We start from the raw sequence: 20,602 nt of genomic DNA, 5'->3' as shown, positions 1-20,602 counted from the left end.
TCGTTTAATTACGCTTTGTTTTACGCAGTTTATTTTTATTTTTCTATGGTTTCACTTTACTTTGTATTCTTTTTATCGCTTGACTATGTAGTTGACTGACTCGTGACTCACTAATATCCATGACTTTTCCAATCTCTTTTAAATTCAGTTCCTCTTGGTAATACAGGGCTAAAATCATCTTTTCTTTTTCGGGTAACTTATCAATTTGTCGAGCGATTTGGTCACGAATTTCGTCATTGATAATAGTCGAAAAAGGATCACTATCTTCACCATGATCGACAATAGCATCGATGTTATCCCCTAATTTTTTCTGCATTTCGTCATAAGAACAGATTTGACTACAATTTGAATCCAACAACGCTTTACGATATTCAGAAATCGATAATTGCAAATATTCTGCAATTTGGTGATCATTGGGTGTGGTACCGAGTTTCTGTTCCAGTTGATTAATGGCTTGAGTAATATCTTTAATCTTTTTCCGAGTTTGTCTTGGTAGCCAGTCCCGACTACGGAGTTCATCTAACATTGCCCCTTTTATTCTCGGTATTGCAAAAGTGGCAAACGTATAGCCTTGAGATACATCATAACGCTTTATCGTATCTAACAGGCCGATGTAACCAACTTGCAGTAAATCATCGAGTTCAATTGTGGTAGGCAGACGAACGGCTAATTTTAATGCTTCATTACGAACTAAATGGATATACTGTTGCCAGTCGACTTGATTAATTATGCCTTGCGAGTTATATAAGCTATCATCCATTTTTAGGAGCCAAGGTTAAAAATATGCTTAATACTATTATGTCCTTAACAAATGGATTTAATGTGATGAATAAAGATATAAAAAAGAGGTAATTATGATTATTAGTAATAACGATATCAAAAATACCGTTATTACTATGTTGTACAATTCAATTGAGTAGAATATCAGATAGATTTAACTCTTACTGTAATAAAGAAAGTACAGATTGTGGCACCTGATTTGCTTGTGCTAAAACTGAAGTACCTGCTTGTTGTAAGATTTGACCACGAGTCATGTTTGAAACTTCAGTTGCATAATCCGCATCTTCAATTCGGCTACGTGCAGAACTTAAATTGTTTACTGTGTTGTTGATGTTAGTTACAGTTGATTCAAAACGGTTTTGCACCGCACCTAATTGACCTCGTAATGCATCAATGTTAGAAAGCGCTGCATCAAGGGTTTTTAATGGATCGGCAGTTGGTTTATCAGAAACATTGAAACCCGCTAAACCAAGCTCAGTACTGTCGATTTTTTTCAAATTGATTTCAATGGTTTCACCATCGTTTGCACCTACTTGAATTTTAAGGGTTTTATCTTCTGATAATACTTTTGAACCATTGAAATCAGTTTGTTTAGAAACACGGTCGATCTCTTGTAAACGTTGATCGATTTCGTTTTGGATTGATACTAAATCGCTTTGAGAGTTAGTACCATTTGCAGCTTGAACAGTTAACTCACGAATACGTTGTACGTTGTTATTGATTTCGTTTAATGCACCTTCAGTAGTTTGTGCAAGTGAAATACCATCATTAGCATTACGAGCAGCTTGAGTTAAACCACGAATATTTGATGAAAAACGGTTAGCAATAGCTTGACCTGCCGCATCATCTTTTGCGCTGTTAATACGCATACCAGATGATAAACGTTCAATTGCTGTACCTAGAACGCTTTGTGAATTATTCAGGTTATTTTTTGCCATTAAAGACATAGTATTAGTATTAATTACTTGTGCCATTTTTTTATCTCCTTAATATGATTAGTCAAATCAACGGCATATTGAAGCAAGATGTCCAATATATTTGCTGATAATTAACTTATCGGTAGCAAAATAGGAAACTTTAATAATTTTTATTTTTTGTTGTGTTATCAAACTAAAAGTAAACCCCATAGTTAAAATATCTTTTTATAATTCAGTTTATTAAATCAATAAGAAAGATATTTTATTTTTTAATTTTTTTAAAACCAGCAATCAATCACAAATTTCTTCTAAACTTTTTATGCCAAAAGCCGATATAACAGCTAGATAAGTTATGGTTGATAAATAGTGATTAAATAAGGGCAAAAAATTATGGCAATGAGCATTTTAGGGATTGGTTCTGGTATCGATCTTAATGAAGTATTAAGTCAGTTAGAATCCGTTGAAAAAACACGTTTAACCCCGATCACCGCTCAACAAAAAGCGATTAATGCCAAAATCAGTGGCTTCGGTAAGTTAAAAAATGCGTTGAGCTCGTTTAATTCTGCGACTGAAAAACTACAAAAAAAAGAACTTTTTTATAGTCGAGCATCAGCAGGTAATGACAATTATTTTACCTCAACAGTTAATAATAAAGCGGCATTGGGTAATTATGCGGTGACTGTTGATCAGCTGGCAACTTCACACAGTATTGCAACATCAGCCATTAATGATAAAAACACAAATTTAGGTAATGACAATGAAACAAGAACCATTACCATTGAACAAGCTAATGGTCAAAAACTTGAAGTTAACCTGTCTAAGGACGAAACATCATTAGAATCCATTGCCAACGCCATTAATAATGCCAAAGTGGTTAATGAAGATGGGACAACTAGTCATTCAACCATGAGTGCAGCGATTGTTCGCAGTGGTTCAGATAGTTATCAATTAGTTATCACATCGAAAGAAACCGGTGAACAACAAGCCATTACGTCAATTTCGTCGGACGATGAAAAACTCAATAAGATTATTGGATTTAATCATCAGCAACCCGACACAAGTAATATGGTAGAAGTTGCTAAAGCGCAAGATGCTAAATTAACATTTAATGGTGTTGCCATAACAAGTGCTTCAAATACCATTAAAGAAGTGATTGAAGGTGTTGATATCACCTTAAAAGCAACCACCACGACCAGTCAAAATTTAGCTATTACTGCTGATAATGAAAAAGCAGAAACGGCAATAAAAGAATGGGTTGAAGCATTTAATCAATTACAATCAACCATTTCAAGCCTGACTCAATTTACCGCTAAAGAGACCAATTCTGACGAGTTAAGCAACAATAATGGTCCACTAATTGGTGATTCTACGCTACGTAATATCGATCAAAGTATTCGTTCAATCTTTGCTAAGGGTCAATCAGGTGAATTTTCTGTTCTTGCCCAAATTGGCGTTAACATGGATAACAAAGGTTCGCTTACTATCAATGAAAATCAATTAAAAAAAGCGCTAAGTGAAAATAGTGATGCTGTTGCTACGTTATTTACCGGTGACGGTGAGACCACCGGTATTGCTAATGAAGTATTTAATAAAGTCAGTGGATTTATAGATAGTGAAGGCATGATTGATTCAGCCACCACAGGATTAAATTCAACATTGAAATCGTTAGATAAACGATATGAACAAGTGAACAATTCGATTGAACAAACCGTCGAACGCTATCGAGTTCAATTTACTAAATTAGATGTTTTAATTAGTTCATTAGACAGTATGAGTAATTATTTAACAACCCAATTCGAAATGATGGCAAACATGAAAAAATAAGGATTAACAATAATGTATAAATTAGGATCTCAAGCTTATGAGCAAGTTAATTTAGAAACATGTGTGAGCCAAGCCTCACCACATCAATTGATCGTATTGCTCTATGATGGCGCACTAAATGCGATCAAACTTGCCAAATTATACATTCAAAAAGGAAACATAGCAGGTAAAGGACTGGCGATATCAAAAGCAATCAATATCGTTGATAACGGACTAAAAAGCTGTTTAGATTTAGAAAAAGGAGGCGAAATTGCCGAAAATTTAGAGCGCTTGTATCACTATATCAGCCAACAATTAGTACTGGCTAATTTATATAACGATCAAGATAAGCTACAAAACTGTTTTGACCTACTCAACAATATTGCTGAATCTTGGCGTGAAATTGCAAAATAAAAAAAGAGATGGTTATGAAAGGAACAACATTATTAAAACACTATGAACAACTTGATTATGTGACAGAACAAATGTTAATCAGCGCACATAAGGAAGATTGGAATACGTTACTGAGTTGGCAAAATCAATACTCACAATTATCTGAAAATATAATAGAACTTGACGGTACCTTAACTACCGAACACGTTCCCACGCAATGTAAAGATAGAGTACGAATGTATATTCAAAATATCTTAAGTTATCAACAGCAAATCAGCCAATTAGTTACCACACGGCATGCTGAATTAGGGGAATTAATCGGAGAAAAAGTCCGTCAACAGAGTAAAATTGAAAATTACCAACACGTCGCTAACTTAATTTAACAGATAAATTTATTAAATATTTGCTAAGTGCAAGATTGAAAATAATGACTAGACATTAACGATCTTGCACTTATATCAATGTTTAATGCATATTAAACATTCATATTCATGATTTCTTGATAAGCCGCAACAAGTTTGTTACGAACTTGAATACCAAATTGAAGTGAAACCGTCGATTTTTGCATATTCACCATAACTTCATTTAAGGCAATATTGGGTTCACCCAGTTCAAACGCTTTTGCTTGATTTTGAGCCTGTATTTGCGTTTGGCTAATAGAATCCAACGCCATTTTTAGTTCAGTGGCAAAACCGGATTGATTGGAAATTGATTGTTTCTTTTCAAGCAGATTGGGGGATTTTATCGATGAGAGAACGCTATTGTCAAAATTATTTAAAGTATTCATGTGGTTAAAATTTTAATCTTATTTAAATTGCTCAACTAATCCTCAATTTACCATACAACAAAAAATTTAAATGCCACAAGTAAGGGGAAAATCCTTTTCTTTTTTAGCTATTGATTTTTCTAAATACACAGATAATAAACTCTAGAATTCATCTAATTAGTTTAGAATTAGGATATTTATGACTAGCCAAACTGTCGGTAAAAAAGGCGAATCAATATTAAATAAGTTACCTTTTATCAATCAATTAAAACAAAATCCAAAAATGCTGCTACTTATTGCCGGCGTGGTGATATTAGCCATCTTAAGTATGACTTACTTATGGATGAAAAATGACGATTATGGGGTTTTGTTTAGTAATGTAAGCGACAAAGATGGCGGTGAAATCATTAGTCAATTGGATAAGATGAATATTCCTTATAAATTCACATCATCTGGTTCAACCATCTTAATTCCTGAAGAAAAAGTTTACGATACGCGTTTACGCATTGCTCAACTTGGATTACCAAAAGGGGGCGCCGTTGGCTTTGAATTGCTTGATAAAGAAAGTTTTGGGATGAGCCAATTTAACGAGCAGATCAATTATCAACGTGCTTTAGAAGGTGAACTATCCCGAACAATTTCAATCATTAGTAGTATTGATGATGCCAGAGTGCATTTAGCTATGCCTAAACCCTCATTATTTGTCAGAGAACGAAAATTTCCTTCAGCTTCTGTCGCATTAACCTTATTACCTGGTCGTAGTCTATCACAACGTCAAATTGATGCCATTATTCACCTTATTTCAAGTAGTGTACCTGAATTACAAGCCGATAAAGTTACCATTATCGATCAGAAAGGTAATTTACTCACCGGTGAAAATTATCGAGATAAAACATTTAATATTGCTCATTTAGAATTTAATGAACGCATTGAAAATAGCGTTCGTGAGCGTGTGGAAAAAATTATTATTCCGATTTTAGGTAAAAAAAATGTCATGGTACAAGTCAATGCTGATATTGACTTTAGTCGACAAGAAACGACATCGGAAACCTTTGATCCAAATAGTGATATCGCTAACCAAACTATTCGCAGCAAACAGCGAATCGAAAATCGTCAAGTGGGTAATAATGCGGGCATAGGCGGCGTCCCCGGTGCACTATCTAATCAACCTGCGCCAACCGCAAGTGCATCAATTGATGAACAACCTGAATCAAAAGAACAAGATGAGAAACAAAAAATCTATAATTTACAGTCAAATAATACTTTAAATTACGAAGTTAACCGGCAAGTTGTTCACAGTAAGATACCCGAGGGCAGAATCAAACGTTTATCGGTTGCCGTGTTAGTCAATTATAAATATGTCGATCCAGATGCTAATCATTCAGATTCCGATGTGAATAATGTGTCTGCAACATCTGAAACAGACGAAAAAACAAATGAAGCCAACAACAATACGCCACAATGGGTCAAACTGGATAATGAAGAGCTAAAAAATATTGAAGCGTTAGCTCGTCAAGCAATGGGATATTCAGATTTACGCGGCGATACCTTAACTGTAGCTAATTTAAAATTTAGTGATCAACTTGATGATGAAAATGACGGATTGGCATTTTGGGAAACTCACCAATTTTATGAAAACACTAAAACAGGCATTAAATATCTGATCTATATTTTCATTGCGTGGATAATTTGGCGCAAAGTATTACGTAATGTTTGGATGAAGTTACAACGACAATACTTCAGTACGCCAGATAATACATCAGATACCCAAACAAGTATTGATGAAAAATTAGATTACAAAGCGCACAGTAAACAACAGCAGAAGATATTTGAAGATAATATGCAACAACAGCAGTACATCCGTAAAATTGTTGAGAAGGATCCACGTGTTATGGCGTTAATTATTCGCAGCTGGATCAGTAAAGAGGACAGCAACGAATGAATTTAAATGAATCACAAAAAGCCGCAACAGTTCTAATGGTGTTAGGTGAAGAAATCGCTGCTCAAGTGATGCAATATCTCAATCCTAAAGAGGTACAACAAATCAGTAGTGCGATGATGTCTTTGCCACAGCTTTCACAAGAACAATTAAAAGGTATTCTTAATGAATGCCAAAAAACACTGGAAGAGTGTGCGGTACTTAATACAGATACCAATGGCTACTTACGTTCAGTATTAGAAAAATCTATTGGTAGTGAAAAAGCTGGGCGTTTACTCGATGAGCTGTTAGGAAAAGATATTGAAGAAGCCACCGACGGTCTTGAAATGCTTAATTTCGTTGATGCTGCTCGAGCTGTTGATTTGGTTAAAAAAGAACATCCACAAATTATTGCCACTATTTTAGTCCATTTACACCGAGATTTAGCGGCGGAAATTCTTAATCTATTTGATGACGATTTACGTAATGATGTAATGTTACGTATTGCCACCTTTGGTGGTGTTGAACCTTCAGCACTCCGATTATTATCTACTTCATTATCAACATTATTACACGGACAAAATATTAAACTTAATAACTTAGGCGGAATCAGAACCGCAGCCGAAATCATTAACTTAATGAAGAGCCAACAAGAAGAGTTGGTTATCAATGCATTACGCGATTACGACAATGAACTTGCACAGAAAATTATTGATGAAATGTTCTTGTTTGAAAATCTGGTTGAAGTGGATGATAGAAGCATCCAACGTCTACTTAAAGATGTCGATAACGAGACGCTCATTATTGCCTTAAAAGGTGCATCAATTGCATTACGTGATAAGTTACTTAGCAACATGTCACAACGCGCAGCCTCTATTTTACGTGAAGATCTTGAAAACAGACCGCCGGTGCGCTTATCACAAGTGGAAACGGAGCAGAAGAAAATCTTGGTTATTGCGCGTCGCTTAGCTGAAACCGGTGAAGTTATCTTAAGTAGCGGTGATGACGAATATGTGTAATAGTTCAGATAAATTAAGCTGGGAACCGCTCTGTTTTCAGGATTTATCGTCATCAGACTTTTCACCATTAACACAACAATCTATGGCTACTCAGGTTGACGAAGTAGAAAGTGAGCCTGAGCCAGAACACATAGATGTTGTACCGGCTCCCTCTATCAGTGAAGAAGAGTTAGAACTGTTAAAGCAAGAAGCAAAATCACAAGCCTATCAAGAAGGATTCGAACAAGGTCATAAAGAGGGCTTTGAGAATGGCAAACAATCTGGGTATGACCAAGGATATTTAGTTGGTCAACAGCAAGGTCGTGAACAGATTGAACAACAACTTGATGATGAAAAAAAGCAAGCTGTTCAAGCTATCACACACTTAATCAACAATTTTGAGCAATCCATTAAAGAGATTGACGAATTAATTGTGCCTCAATTATTTGATTTGGCATTAGTTGCAGCACAAAAAACGGTTGGTAGCCTATCTAAAGTTAAACAAAAGCAATTAATGCACACGATTAATCAATTAGTTGAACAATGTTCTATGTTATCTGATCCAATCGTATTACACCTTAACCCTGCTGATTTACGCTGGTTAGAACCGATGTTAAATGATGATATTAATCCACACCAATGGCAATTTATTGCTGATGCAAATGTTGAAGAAGGTGGATGTAAATTATTGACAGATACCAACGAAGTGAATAGCAATATTAATCAACATTGGCAAATGATGTCTGATCACTTACAAGGCGAGAACCATTAACGTGCGATACTCAAGTCAATGGTCAACCAAACTCCTTCAAGCAACAAACCAGCTTAAAGATTTATCATTGATTCGTCATTATGGTCGATTAGTAAAAGCGTCTGGGCTAGTCCTTGAAGCAGTCGGATTAAAATTACCATTAGGCTCCAACTGTTATATTGAAAGACAGTGCCAAGGTCATATCGATGCCGTTGAATGCGAAGTGGTAGGGTTTAATGCACATACACTTTACCTAATGCCATTCGAATCCACTGACGGTATTTTACTGGGCGCAAGAGTGTACACCGCACAATACGATTTAGCCCATTTTAGTCACAAATTATTACCGGTTGGTATGACGTTATTGGGGCGAGTTGTTGACGCAATGGGAAAACCGTTAGACGGAAAACCCTTACCGGAAAATGTCGAGTATCAAGGCTTATCGAGTAAAACACTCAATCCATTACAACGTATGCCCATTCATCAAGTGCTCGATGTAGGGGTTAGAGCAATCAATGCTCTACTCACCGTTGGGCAAGGACAGCGAATGGGGTTATTTGCCGGTTCGGGCGTCGGTAAAAGTGTGTTACTCGGTATGATGGCACGCTACACCCAAGCAGATGTTATTGTCGTTGGTTTAATCGGCGAACGGGGACGAGAAGTTAAAGACTTTATCGAAAATATTTTAGGCGAAGAAGGACTGTCACGCGCTGTCGTGGTAGCAGCGCCTGCGGATGTATCACCATTATTACGTTTACAAGGGGCGACTTACGCCACCAAAATTGCGGAATCTTTTCGTGAACAAGGATTAAATGTCCTTTTAATTATGGATTCGCTCACTCGCTATGCAATGGCACAGCGTGAAATTGCCTTAGCTATCGGTGAGCCACCAGCGACGAAAGGTTATCCCCCTTCAGTATTTGCTAAATTACCCGCTCTGGTTGAAAGAGCCGGTAATGATAATCATGGTAAAGGCGCGATTACCGCATTTTATACCGTTTTAACCGAGGGGGATGATCAGCAAGATCCGATTGCTGATTCAGCCCGGGCTATTTTAGACGGGCACATCGTACTTTCACGCTCACTTGCTGAATCGGGTCATTATCCAGCTATTGATATAGAAGCCTCCATTAGCCGTGTTATGACAGATCTCACCGCGCCTGAAGATGAGAAAAAATCACGTCTGTTCAAACAACTGTTTTCGAGCTTTCAACGCAATCGTGATTTAATTAATGTTGGTGCTTATGTTGCCGGTACTGATCCTTTATTAGATAAAGCAATTACGCTATTTCCGGCTATGCAAACCTTTTTACAGCAAGGGATTAATGAACATTGTAGTTATCAAGAAGCCTATCAACAGCTAGTTGCAATTGTTGATCCTAACACCATGGGATCGTAAGGAAGTATCATGAACAATAAAAATTCGACACAACATGCTTTTTTAACCTTAAAACAGTTAGCACAAAAATCGATTGATGATAGTTTAATTCGATTAAAAAAAGCAAACGAAAGTCATCAACAAGCACAATCACAACTTAAGGTACTTAATGATTATTACGCTGAATATCAACAGCAATTAAATAGCGCTTTATCGAATGGTATTAAAGGATGCGAATTAACTAATTTTACCGCATTTATAGCCAATATTGAGCAAGGTATCGAACAACAAAAAAAATTGCTACTCACATTAGCGATTAAACAACAACAGATAACCAACGAACTTAATCAATCCAATAAAAGTTTGAATACCTATACCACGTTATTAGAAAAACAGCACAAAAAGCAATTACAACTTCAAAATCGAATACAGCAAAAAATGACGGATGAATTTGCCCAGCAACAGTTATCAAGGAGAGTATTACATGAATATTAATTTAAATAGTGATATGCAATTAATATCAACGAATCTATCTAAACAACTTGATGAGGAAGCTAATGTGAATGATGCGAATCTTTTTCAGCAGTTATTGGCTGACAATGAAAAGCCGTTATCGCATCCAGAACAGCCAAATAACCTAAATCAAATTGACTATGAGGGATGTGAATTTGATGATCAAAACAATAGTCTTGATGGATTAATCTTCCCTGTTTTCCCTTATGATACCAGTATGATTCAATCGGAAATGCGTGACAAATTACCGGCAAGTCATCTTTCATATCATCTTAATAGTGCAATCAATAGATTAAATTCTTTCGCATCAGACATCACTGATGACGAGCAACGATTACCCGTTAATAGCCTTGATGAGCGTGAAGCAATAATCGATGAACGTTCATTGCAAAACAATATGGCAATAAAGGGAAGTAACCCACATCATTTTAGTGCGAACTTAAATAACACTGAAATAGCCACTTTGAAAAAGAGTTCAAATCGTCAATTATCAGCCGTCGCAAATAATTGTTTTCCGTTGAATAATGCTAGAGCAGAATTACAAAACCAACAACGTCATGTTTCGATACAGCAGTTCACAAGCGATATGACTATCCATCAAGAGACAGCAATAACCACATCGTCGCATGGACAAGATCCAACAGGAGTAATGTTGACGCCTGCAAAAATCACTACGTCGATAAACTTGCCTGTCGCAGTCACAAATCAACAATGGCCGTCATCACTGACTGAGCAGATCATCATGTTTAACCGGCAAGGGATTCAAACGGCGAATATTAAACTTAATCCTCAAGAGCTAGGTTCATTACATATAAAATTGGATATGTTGGAAGATAAAATGAACTTGCATATGATGGCTGCTCATGCCGTAGTCAAAAGCGTTTTAGAATCTGCCTTACCCTATTTGAAAAGTTCGCTTGAAGAGCAAGGTATCACACTAGAGCAAGCCGATATTAGTGACTTTTCAATGATGAACGATGCTGATCAGTCGGCGCAATATCAACAATCAAAGAATCGTCAAACACCAATAATCGAACATTCAAATGTCATTGAGGAAATTCATCAACCTAGTCAGGTTAGTCACCATTTGGCAAAATCGGGGTTGAGTATATTTGCGTAAAGCTGAGTAAGGCATTGCATTTATTTTTTTAAATGATGAGCAAATAAAAAGGCTGAATAGGTGATATTTTTATCGCCTATTCTTCAAATCAATTCTGTCAGCTTGATCTATTATTCTTGTATTTTTAACCATTCAATTGGTTATTATTTTTCCAAATTTTAACTGAGATAAGAATAAACATGCCAACTTCCAAGAAAAAAGTGAGTATTTTGAACCTAATACTTATTATCATCACAATGTTAGCATTAGCAACAACTGCCTATTTATGGTTCCAAAATCAGTCTAAAAATACAATTAAAACTAAAGAAGAGCCACCTGTTTTATCACCGGTATTTTTAACACTAAAACCGTTTACAATTTCATTACCAACTTCAGAAGATAGTACAGAAATTAACAAAGTTCTCTATGTTGGTATGGTATTACGTGTTGCTGACGAAGAACAAAAATCAGTACTATTAGAGTATTTACCGGAAGTCAGAAGCGATGTATTACTGTTAACGTCTAAACAATATGTCAATAATTTAAAGCTTGAAACAGGTAAACTTGATTTACAAGAGCAAATCAAAGTCGCTCTATCCAGACAATACGATCCTAAACATTCAGTGAAGGTGGATGAAGTATTGTTTACCGATTTTATCATACGGTGATTACCATGCCGGATAAGCAAGCGCCTACGCCCAATATGAATAAGTCTTCTGATAGCTTACCACCGTTTGAAGACAAACCAATGACAACAAATAAGAAAGATCCTGACAATCATATATCATCAAAAAAAATTGAAGTTAAACCTTATGATTTATCTGTCAAACATAGTTTTATTCCTGAACGTTTAACTGCGTTAGAAATTGTAAATGAGCGCTTTGCTCGTCAATTTAGAATAGGTTTATTTAACTTATTAAGACGAAATACGGATGTCATTGCCTCACCGATTGAACCTCAAACTTTTAAAGAGTTTTCACAGATTTCAGCGGCTAACCATTTAAATCTTGTGCACCTCAATCCATTGCGAGGTTCAAGCTTATTTGCGTTTTCGCCTGAGATTGTTTATACCGTGGTTGATACTTTATTTGGTGGTGATGGCCATGCTTCGCAACTCGATACAGAAGAACGGGAATTTACCCATACCGAACAGCAAATTATTAAACGCGTACTCGAACTAGCGTTAACGTTTTACCAAAATGCCTGGACAGATATATATTCTATTGAAACTGAATACATTCGTTCAGAAATACAGAGCAAATTCACCAATATCACAAGTTCACCGGATGATGTCGTTTTAACATCAAACTTCAAAGTTGAAATTGGTAATTCTAAAACAACATTCAGTATCTGTATTCCTTATTCAATGGTTGAACCCATTAAAGAGTTACTGATAAAACCACCGATTGAGCAACAAACGCATCAAGATGATAACATTTGGATGAGTTCTTTAACCAGTGGCATCAAACAATCTACCGTCGAGTTAGTTGCTAACTTTACGACAATTCAAACAACAGTAGACAAACTACTTGCGCTCAAAGTAGATAATATTTTAGTAATCGAAAAACCAACTCTTCTTGATGTTACTGTCGGGGGTGTACCTATATTAAAAGGTCACTATGGAAAAACCCATAAACAATATGCTATTCAAGTAGAACAAGTAATTAATCCTGTATTAGAACAATTGAATGAAGGGGAATTCAATGACTGATAACAAACAAAATAATGACGAAAACCAAGCGAATGATACGCTCAATGATGAACTTATTGCCAAAGAAGCCATTTTTGAAACACTTTCACCTAATCATACAGAAGATAAAAAACAAGATATCAATCTTATTTTAGATATTCCTGTTCATTTAAGTGTCGAACTTGGTCGAACTAAAATGACAATCAAAGATTTACTCAATCTTACTCAAGGATCAGTGATTGCGCTCGACGGACTTGCTGGCGAACCTTTAGATATTTTGATCAATGGTTATTTGATTGCTCAAGGCGAAATTGTCGTTGTTGGTGATAATTACGGTGTCCGTATTACCGATATTATAACTCCTTCCGAGCGTGTGCGCAGACTGAGCCGTTAATGGCGATAAACCTAAAAAATATGACTAAGATCTCAACCTCAAGTACCCACACTATCACGAGCAATACTGTATCGTCATCATCTGAATTAAATCTTTACAGTCAAATGGGCACATCAATTGGCACGGCGCTAATTGGTGTCATTTTTATGATTCTATTGTTAGGTTGGATAGTTAAACGTCTGGGTCATAATAAGAAACGTAATGCATTTATTGATGTTAAAGCAACGCATTGCATTAGTCCAAAAGAACGAATCATGTTAGTTGAGGTGGATAAGCAATTATTGGTTGTCGGTATCACTTCGCATCATATGACGTTGCTACATACCATTGATGAACAACGTGCCGAAAAATTATTATCACAATCAACACCCGTTGCTAAATCAGCTGATAACAATGTGTTCAAGCAAATCTTGCAATCAGCGTTAAAAACGAAAAAGGAGTGATGCCTTGTGCGGTTAAAAATTTTTATATTGCTAACGACATTATTAAGCTTATTGTTTTTTAGCCGATTTTGTTTTGCCGATCCTTCATCACTCCCATTTATGACTGAAACAATACAAAATGGTGAACATAGTTGGTCATTACCTGTTGAAACATTGGTATTTTTAACGTTACTCACGTTTATACCTGCTATTTTACTTTTGATGACCAGTTTTACCCGAATCATCATTGTATTGGGATTATTACGCAATGCGCTTGGCACGCAATCAGCCCCACCCAACCAAGTTATTTTGGGCATTGCACTATTTATGACATTTTTTATTATGTCACCGGTGATCGATAAAATTTATCAAGATGCTTATATTCCTTATTCACAAAATCAAATCACGATGCAAGAAGGCTTAACAACAGCTGCAAAACCATTACGCGAATTTATGCTAAGCCAAACACGGGAAAATGATCTCGCCTTATTTATGAATATGTCTCATGTCAACGAAGTTGAAACACGAGAACAAGTGCCATTGAATGTACTAGTACCTGCCTTTGTCGTCAGTGAATTAAAAACAGCCTTTCAAATTGGTTTTACGATTTTTATTCCCTTTTTAGTCATTGATTTAGTTGTTGCAAGTACGTTAATGGCATTAGGCATGATGATGGTACCACCTGCAACCGTATCTCTACCATTCAAATTAATGTTGTTTGTTTTAGCGGATGGTTGGCATTTGTTACTAGGTTCACTGGCACAGAGCTTTTTTAGTTGAAAAACATAAATTCAAAATTCTTAAATTAAGGAAAATTATGTCACCTGATTCGATTAGTACGCTTGCTATTCAAGCTGTCAAAGTCGCAGCCTCACTTGCTGGCCCTTTACTTTTAGCCGCATTGGTGACCGGCTTGATTATTAGTTTATTACAAGCTGCAACACAAATTAACGAAATGACCTTATCTTTCATTCCTAAAATTTTAGCGGTGATTGTCGTCTTAATTGTTTTAGGGCCGTCAATGCTATCAACAATGACTGACTATATTAAAATTGTTATTACCAACATTCCAAATCTAACCAGCTAAATTTAATGGAATTTGATATTAATTATCTATTTGATATTGATTTTTTTTCTTGGGTCAAAAACTCGTTTTTACCGTTTGTACGTATTTTAGCACTAGTAATGGTTGCTCCCATTACTGGCGAAAAAGAAGTACCTAACCGCGTCAAAATTGGTTTAGCTTTACTCATTGCACTTTTGTTACCATTACCCCCGACCGATGAGCCTGTAACACTCTATTCATTAATGGGTATTTGGATGATTGCGCAGCAAGTTATCATCGGTGTATTAATGGGTCTTGCTATGCAACTTGCCTTTATGACCATGAGAGTAGCTGGTGAATTAATTGGTATGCAAATGGGGCTTGGCATGGCTACTTTTTTTGATCCTATTGGTGGGCCATCTACATCGGTATTATCACGTTTCACCAATATCATCGCTTTGTTAATTTTTCTTAGTTTAGATTGTCATTTATGGTTATTGTATGGACTAGCCAATAGTTTTGATATCATTCCAATAACAACTTTACCGTTAAAAGCAAATGGCGTTCTTACTTTGATTGATATCAGCCGATTACTATTTATTAATGGGATAATGTTAGCATTACCCTTAATGGCTTTGTTGTTAATTATCAATATGGCATTAGGGCTGTTAAATAGAATGACTCCTCAACTATCCATTTTTGTTATTGGTTATCCCCTAACCTTATTATTAGGGTTAATCATGCTCACATATTTAATGTCGATGTTACCCGCTTTTGCCGAGTTTGTGTTTGAACAGATATTTGAATATATATCAACAATGCTAATAGCATTAGCCGGTTAAATAATTTAAGCAAAGTATCCTAAAAGGGGCGATAAAACAGTTATTGCATATTGTAATTTATACAGATGAAAGATCGTTCTAAGTAATCAAACTCTCGGAGAGAAACCTTTTGACGGTTGGTTAAAATAAAAAATATTTATGCGGTAGTTTAACAAATTGAATCGGTATCTTCAGTTAAATTACCACATAAATTATCATTATTTTTATCTACTTTTAAGCTCTTCTCGAGCCATTTTTTTCATTTTTTGTTCGATTCGTTGACGTTTTAAAGGAGAAAGATAGTCAACAAATAGCTTACCTTTTAAATGATCCATTTCATGTTGAATGCATATCGCAAGAAGTTCATCGGCATCAATTTGGTAAGGGTTTCCATTGCGATCAAGCGCTTTAATCTTAATTTTTTCAGCTCTTGGTACAAATCCTCGACAATCTGGAATGGATAAACAACCCTCTTCTATGCCTGTCTCCCCCTCCTGGCTAATCACTTCTGGGTTAATGATTACATAAACATTGCTACGATCTTCTGTTACATCAATGACAATAATTTGTTCATGCACATTAACTTGAGTGGCGGCAAGTCCAATACCATTATGCTCATACATGGTCTCAATCATATTATCTATAATGGTTTGTAGTTCGGGTGTAAATGCTGTCACTGGTTTTGCAACTTTGCGTAATCGCTCATCAGGAAAACGTAATACCGGTAAAATAGCCATAATTTCTTCGATCTACTCCTCAATTGTCAGGTTTTTCAGATTTAAATACATTGTAAACATTTATGATGCTGGTGAATAGCATTTGTTAGCTATTGATAAAATATATCTCACCAATTCACGAAACCACACTTTTATAAAATGATAAAACAATGATGAGTAAATATGAGTTCTTATTACGAATTTCAATGCTGGGACAAGAAAAACGTGCCATTTTTAAAAAAATGAGTCAGTTTTTTAAAAATGGAATGCCAAATACAATCAATAATGTTGCATTTTTTCTCGAAAAGCTTGGATTGAATGAAACGCAACAAGAACGCTTTTTGGCTATTTCATACCTTCATTTTGAACCTGTGCTTAATTGGCTCAATAGTGATGGTATGCCTAAAACGCTTATTACCTATTGTGATCCTGATTATCCACCATTACTCAAACAAATTAGCGCATCGCCTTTATTACTTTTTGTTATGGGGAATAAACAGTTACTACAAACACCTCAAATTGCCATGGTCGGTAGCCGTCAATTTAGTGAATATGGTGCACAATGGGGACGCTATTTTGCGGGGGAATTGGCAATAAATGGTTTAACAGTAACTAGCGGTTTAGCGTTGGGACTAGATGCAATTTGTCATCGAGGCGCATTAGAGGTATCGGGCGATACTATAGCCGTTTTAGGAAGTGGGCTTGCTAAAATAGCACCGCGATCAAACTTAAAACTTGCCCATGATATTTTGGCACAAAATGGCGCTTTAGTTTCTGAATTTTTTCCTTTTGAAGTAGCAAGAACAGAATATTTTCCAAGACGAAACCGGATAATAAGCGGATTAAGTCTGGGTACTTTTGTTGTTGAAGCCTCAGAAAAAAGTGGTTCATTGATTACCGCCCGTTATGCACTTGAGCAAAACCGTGATGTTTTTGCCTTACCCGGTGAAATCAACAATGAAAACAGTAGTGGTACCCATGCTTTAATCCAACAAGGAGCCTATTTAGTCACTAAACCAACCGATATTTTAGAGCACTATTGTGGTTATTTATCAACTATCAAGCCGTTAACAGTCCAATCTGTCGAAACCGTTGAAACTATTTTATATCCTGAAATTTTTGCTTTGATTCATCATCAGCCTATTCCCGTTGATATTATTGCTCAGCAGCTAAATATATCAATTCCTGATTTGACAATTAAATTGCTAGATATGGAACTTGCTGGTTTAATTAAAACGATAACTGGCGGGTATATACGTAATCGAACGCTTTGATTTAAAAACATCATAGATTCATGATATGTTACACTTAAGACATCCGCCGATTTATAGCGACGGATGATTACTTATGAGCGTTTTACTCTTCTCCAATTTCTAAAGCGATTTCTGACAAAATAATACCGGTATTATCAGCATAAACAAAATCACCAGAAAAGAAAGTCACACCGCCAAAATTGACTCTAATGTCTACTTCGCCAATACCTTGATCTTCTGCACCTACGGGTATCGCCGCTAACGCTTGAATACCAATATCTGCTTCTGCCAGATAATCTACTTGTCGAACCGCGCCATAAACAATGATGCCTTCCCACTGATTTTGAACAGCAATATCAATCAGTTCTGCATCAATCAATGCTCGACGAACCGATCCTCCGCCATCAATAACTAGAATTTTACCTGCACCATTAGATTGCAAGATTTCGTATAATAATCCGTTATCTTCAAAACATTTAACTGTTACGGCTTGACCTGAAAATGATGCAACCCCACCAAAATTAGTGAAAATTGGTTCTACTACGTTAACATCTTCCGGATAATAATCACAAAGAATTGAAGTATCAAACTCCATTGCCAAGCCTCCTTTAGCCTTTATATTTTAGTTTATCTAGTATAACGCTTACATAGCGTTACAAGATACCGAATTTAAATAAACGTGAGCTAGTTCAAAATAATTCCCAAACAATAAAGTAAATTAGTGAATAATGCAAGTTTGACCATCTGTAATAATAAAGGGATAGCATCCTTAGCTACCTTAAATCGAAAAACAGCATAAATATGGTAAATAAATAACGGTAGCGTTATCAAAAATAACCACCGCCAAATGGTATGTAACTGATGACTAGCAAAAAGTGCCAATAAAATAAATGCAGTCACAATTAGAAATAGATGATAAAAGCGAGCTTTGGTTTGTCCCATTAAGACCACTAACGTACGCTTATGGCAATTTCGATCGCTATCAATATCACGTAAATTGTTAATATTGAGTACAGCCACTGACAACAATCCACAACCTAAAGCAGGTAGAATAATTAAATTTGATAATGATTTTGTTTGCAGGTAGTAACTTCCTATTACACCAACTAGCCCAAAAAATATTAAAACGGATAAATCGCCAAAGCCACTATAGCCATAAGGCTTGTTGCCAATAGTATAGGTAATAGCAGCAATAATAGATAGCAAGCCTAATAATATAAAACTGAATAATTCATATCGGTTGTTGCAAGCAACGTGTAATAGACATAGCCCGGATAAAATACAACAAATTATATTGATGATTAACGCTATTTTTAACTGTTTTAATGTGATTAACCCCAATTGAATACCACGAGTATGAGCGGTTATATTACATTTATCACTTCCTTTAACTGCATCACCGTAATCGTTAGCTAAATTTGACAGAATTTGTAACAACGAGGCAGTACTAATAGATAATAACATGATCCGATAATCAAATTGTTGTTGCCAATAAGCCAGCGCATTACCGACTAATATCGCACATAAAGAAAGGGGTAACGTTTTTAAGCGTAGGCTAATAATCCACGGATAATATTTCATTCACTACAACACAAGATATCTATCTAAAACATTAGCAAAATATCATAACAGGAAAAACGAATAATTCGACTTTGATAATGAAAATCTTTTTTAGTAATACATTACGCAACTTAACATTCGTTAATTGTCATCATAACTACTAAGACAATTAACGAATTATTGGAAGCAGTTTGATGAATAAAAAGTTCAATAAGATTAAATCAACTGCCGTTTAGATTGTATTTTCGCTTTTCTCTTTCTGAAAAATTTACGTATTCGACCTTCTCTTAATGCAGCAATAAGAATGCCCATTATGCTGTATATCGCACCTAATAAGAGTATCATCAACATATTGTGCCAATTATCTGCTAGCCCAAGTCCCATTTGATTCACACCTGCAATCATGTTAGTCGCCCATGTTGACGGCAATAAATATGATACAAATTGAACCCAATGAGGCATAGCATCGATTGGCCAAATGGTACCGGATAGATAAAACACAGGCGTCGTCAAAAATGCCAATGTCAGATATATCATTTCAGTTTTGCGCAAACACTCAGTCAACAATTTACTTAAACCCAAAGCACCGAGTAATAGTGGAAATGTCATGATTAGTATTTCAGTAAGGCTAGCTAACTGACGATAACCAAGTACCCAAGGCCATAATCCAAAAAGCACGATGGATAAAAAAAGCCAGATTGGTAATAAACCAAATAAGCTACCAAAAATTACAATTTTTGGCGGTTTTCCTTGTGGCAAGGAGTTTAACGTAATGTTAGTGCGTGTTGCAGCGATTAAAAATGAGTGCTGCAATAACATCACTAATAAGCCAGGAAAAGTGATGGCTGCAAAGCTTATGCCAGCATTGTATAGCGGTTCTGTTTGACCTTTAATTGGCGATAGTATGATGTCGATCTGTTTATCGGCAAATCCAGCATTTCGCATAATCCGTGTATTATATTGAGTTAATATTTGCTGATAGATTCCTCGAATATCCACCTGTATCAAACCATTAGCTAAACGACTTGAAGCATCACCATAGGCTGGTATTGTGACTTCTTCACCATTTAAGATCTTTTTTTCAAAATTTCTTGGAATAGTAAATACCGCAAACAGTTTACGATTATTGATATCATCATACGCTTGTAATGAATTTTCATAAGTAATGGCTTCAATCTTTGAACTGGTGTTTAAAGAACGTATTAGGCTTCGACTAGTCGCCGTATGATCTTGATCAACAATTGCTACCGGCAAATTTGTAATAGTGCCATTAATATAAACTAAACTCATCAAAGAAACCGATAAAAGTAATAATAACCACATCGGTCGCATTAACATGTAAAAGAATATTTTTATAAACGAAGACCAAAATATTTTAATCATCT

General features: G+C 35.8%; 24 protein-coding genes. 17 read left to right on the top strand and 7 right to left on the bottom strand.

The genetic code is table 11. The features are described 5' to 3' along the window. Positions 1–43: 43 nt before the first annotated feature. Both J3U36_RS08855 and J3U36_RS08850 read right to left on the bottom strand, forming a co-directional pair. Positions 44–760: an RNA polymerase sigma factor FliA gene (locus J3U36_RS08855; RefSeq protein ID WP_267349942.1), complete on the bottom strand. Its 717-nt coding sequence runs from the start codon at positions 758–760 to the stop codon at positions 44–46. A gap of 181 nt (positions 761–941) precedes the next feature. Beyond that, entirely contained in the window at positions 942–1,754 is an 813-nt protein-coding gene (locus J3U36_RS08850; protein WP_267349944.1) for a flagellin, read from the bottom strand. Positions 1,755–2,087: 333 nt separating this feature from the next. Here J3U36_RS08850 and fliD point away from each other — a divergent pair, with 333 nt between their 5' ends. From fliD to fliT, 3 genes are read left to right on the top strand one after another with little or no spacing between them, the layout of a single operon-like run. Further along, positions 2,088–3,521: a flagellar filament capping protein FliD gene (gene fliD / locus J3U36_RS08845; RefSeq protein WP_267378496.1), complete on the top strand. Its 1,434-nt coding sequence runs from the start codon at positions 2,088–2,090 to the stop codon at positions 3,519–3,521. Between the two features lie 12 nt (positions 3,522–3,533). Then, on the top strand, positions 3,534–3,914 hold the full coding sequence (fliS, locus tag J3U36_RS08840) for a flagellar export chaperone FliS (RefSeq protein ID WP_267378493.1): 381 nt from the start codon (positions 3,534–3,536) through the stop codon (positions 3,912–3,914). 14 nt (positions 3,915–3,928) lie between these two features. Then, on the top strand, positions 3,929–4,276 hold the full coding sequence (fliT, locus tag J3U36_RS08835) for a flagellar protein FliT (RefSeq protein ID WP_267349948.1): 348 nt from the start codon (positions 3,929–3,931) through the stop codon (positions 4,274–4,276). A gap of 92 nt (positions 4,277–4,368) precedes the next feature. Here the strand turns inward: fliT and fliE are convergent, their stop codons facing one another. Further along, entirely contained in the window at positions 4,369–4,680 is a 312-nt protein-coding gene (gene fliE / locus J3U36_RS08830) for a flagellar hook-basal body complex protein FliE (protein ID WP_267378490.1), read from the bottom strand. Positions 4,681–4,858: 178 nt separating this feature from the next. Between fliE and fliF the strand changes: the two genes are divergently transcribed. The 13 genes from fliF to fliR all read left to right on the top strand — a co-directional run bounded on the left by fliF (position 4,859) and on the right by fliR (position 15,709). Beyond that, entirely contained in the window at positions 4,859–6,601 is a 1,743-nt protein-coding gene (gene fliF, locus J3U36_RS08825; protein ID WP_267378488.1) for a flagellar basal-body MS-ring/collar protein FliF, read from the top strand. Further along, positions 6,598–7,596, top strand: a complete 999-nt coding sequence (gene fliG / locus J3U36_RS08820; RefSeq protein ID WP_220216119.1) for a flagellar motor switch protein FliG — start codon at positions 6,598–6,600, stop codon at positions 7,594–7,596. The genes fliF and fliG overlap by 4 nt, the downstream gene beginning before the upstream one ends. Continuing rightward, positions 7,580–8,347: a flagellar assembly protein FliH gene (locus J3U36_RS08815; RefSeq protein ID WP_267378486.1), complete on the top strand. Its 768-nt coding sequence runs from the start codon at positions 7,580–7,582 to the stop codon at positions 8,345–8,347. Before fliG ends, J3U36_RS08815 begins: the two co-directional genes overlap by 17 nt. After that, on the top strand, positions 8,343–9,725 hold the full coding sequence (fliI, locus tag J3U36_RS08810; protein WP_416379821.1) for a flagellar protein export ATPase FliI: 1,383 nt from the start codon (positions 8,343–8,345) through the stop codon (positions 9,723–9,725). Before J3U36_RS08815 ends, fliI begins: the two co-directional genes overlap by 5 nt. 9 nt (positions 9,726–9,734) lie before the next feature. Further along, positions 9,735–10,199 (top strand): flagellar export protein FliJ, encoded by a 465-nt coding sequence (fliJ, locus tag J3U36_RS08805; protein ID WP_267349957.1) that lies wholly within the window; start codon positions 9,735–9,737, stop codon positions 10,197–10,199. Then, a complete protein-coding gene (locus J3U36_RS08800) occupies positions 10,189–11,337 on the top strand; it encodes a flagellar hook-length control protein FliK (protein ID WP_267378481.1) in 1,149 nt (382 codons plus the stop codon). The genes fliJ and J3U36_RS08800 overlap by 11 nt, the downstream gene beginning before the upstream one ends. A 179-nt stretch (positions 11,338–11,516) precedes the next feature. After that, positions 11,517–11,984 carry a flagellar basal body-associated FliL family protein gene (locus J3U36_RS08795; protein WP_267378479.1) on the top strand — a complete coding sequence of 156 codons (468 nt, stop codon included), beginning with the start codon at positions 11,517–11,519 and terminating at the stop codon, positions 11,982–11,984. Between the two features lie 5 nt (positions 11,985–11,989). Continuing rightward, on the top strand, positions 11,990–13,027 hold the full coding sequence (fliM, locus tag J3U36_RS08790) for a flagellar motor switch protein FliM (RefSeq protein ID WP_267378476.1): 1,038 nt from the start codon (positions 11,990–11,992) through the stop codon (positions 13,025–13,027). Continuing rightward, entirely contained in the window at positions 13,020–13,400 is a 381-nt protein-coding gene (gene fliN, locus J3U36_RS08785) for a flagellar motor switch protein FliN (protein ID WP_267360979.1), read from the top strand. Before fliM ends, fliN begins: the two co-directional genes overlap by 8 nt. A gap of 20 nt (positions 13,401–13,420) precedes the next feature. Beyond that, positions 13,421–13,843, top strand: a complete 423-nt coding sequence (gene fliO, locus J3U36_RS08780) for a flagellar biosynthetic protein FliO (RefSeq protein ID WP_267378473.1) — start codon at positions 13,421–13,423, stop codon at positions 13,841–13,843. 6 nt (positions 13,844–13,849) lie between these two features. Next, positions 13,850–14,602: a flagellar type III secretion system pore protein FliP gene (gene fliP / locus J3U36_RS08775; RefSeq protein WP_324101200.1), complete on the top strand. Its 753-nt coding sequence runs from the start codon at positions 13,850–13,852 to the stop codon at positions 14,600–14,602. A 37-nt stretch (positions 14,603–14,639) separates the two neighbouring features. Beyond that, complete coding sequence (fliQ, locus tag J3U36_RS08770) at positions 14,640–14,909, top strand: flagellar biosynthesis protein FliQ (RefSeq protein ID WP_065558107.1); 270 nt, start codon at positions 14,640–14,642, stop codon at positions 14,907–14,909. A 5-nt stretch (positions 14,910–14,914) separates the two neighbouring features. Then, complete coding sequence (gene fliR / locus J3U36_RS08765; RefSeq protein WP_267360974.1) at positions 14,915–15,709, top strand: flagellar biosynthetic protein FliR; 795 nt, start codon at positions 14,915–14,917, stop codon at positions 15,707–15,709. A 203-nt stretch (positions 15,710–15,912) separates the two neighbouring features. Here fliR and def read toward each other — a convergent pair whose 3' ends face one another. Further along, positions 15,913–16,425: a peptide deformylase gene (def, locus tag J3U36_RS08760; protein ID WP_267349971.1), complete on the bottom strand. Its 513-nt coding sequence runs from the start codon at positions 16,423–16,425 to the stop codon at positions 15,913–15,915. Positions 16,426–16,574: 149 nt separating this feature from the next. On the opposite strand from def, the gene dprA reads away from it, so the two are divergent. After that, positions 16,575–17,678: a DNA-processing protein DprA gene (dprA, locus tag J3U36_RS08755; RefSeq protein ID WP_267378469.1), complete on the top strand. Its 1,104-nt coding sequence runs from the start codon at positions 16,575–16,577 to the stop codon at positions 17,676–17,678. An 82-nt stretch (positions 17,679–17,760) separates the two neighbouring features. Here dprA and rraA read toward each other — a convergent pair whose 3' ends face one another. From rraA to J3U36_RS08740, 3 genes are all read right to left on the bottom strand, one after another. After that, a complete protein-coding gene (gene rraA, locus J3U36_RS08750; RefSeq protein ID WP_220216131.1) occupies positions 17,761–18,252 on the bottom strand; it encodes a ribonuclease E activity regulator RraA in 492 nt (163 codons plus the stop codon). 89 nt (positions 18,253–18,341) lie between these two features. Further along, the gene (locus J3U36_RS08745) at positions 18,342–19,238 is read right to left on the bottom strand and encodes a 1,4-dihydroxy-2-naphthoate polyprenyltransferase (RefSeq protein ID WP_267349975.1); all 897 of its coding nucleotides are present in this window, start codon (positions 19,236–19,238) and stop codon (positions 18,342–18,344) included. A 195-nt stretch (positions 19,239–19,433) separates the two neighbouring features. After that, positions 19,434–20,597: an ABC transporter permease gene (locus tag J3U36_RS08740; RefSeq protein ID WP_411590500.1), complete on the bottom strand. Its 1,164-nt coding sequence runs from the start codon at positions 20,595–20,597 to the stop codon at positions 19,434–19,436. Positions 20,598–20,602 lie beyond the last annotated feature (5 nt).

It is taken from the genome of Gilliamella sp. B3817 (genome assembly GCF_026536705.1).
GTDB lineage: Bacteria > Pseudomonadota > Gammaproteobacteria > Enterobacterales > Orbaceae > Gilliamella > Gilliamella apicola_I.
Note: the sequence above shows the minus strand (reverse complement) of the source record. Positions and strands in the feature narration are given on the sequence as shown.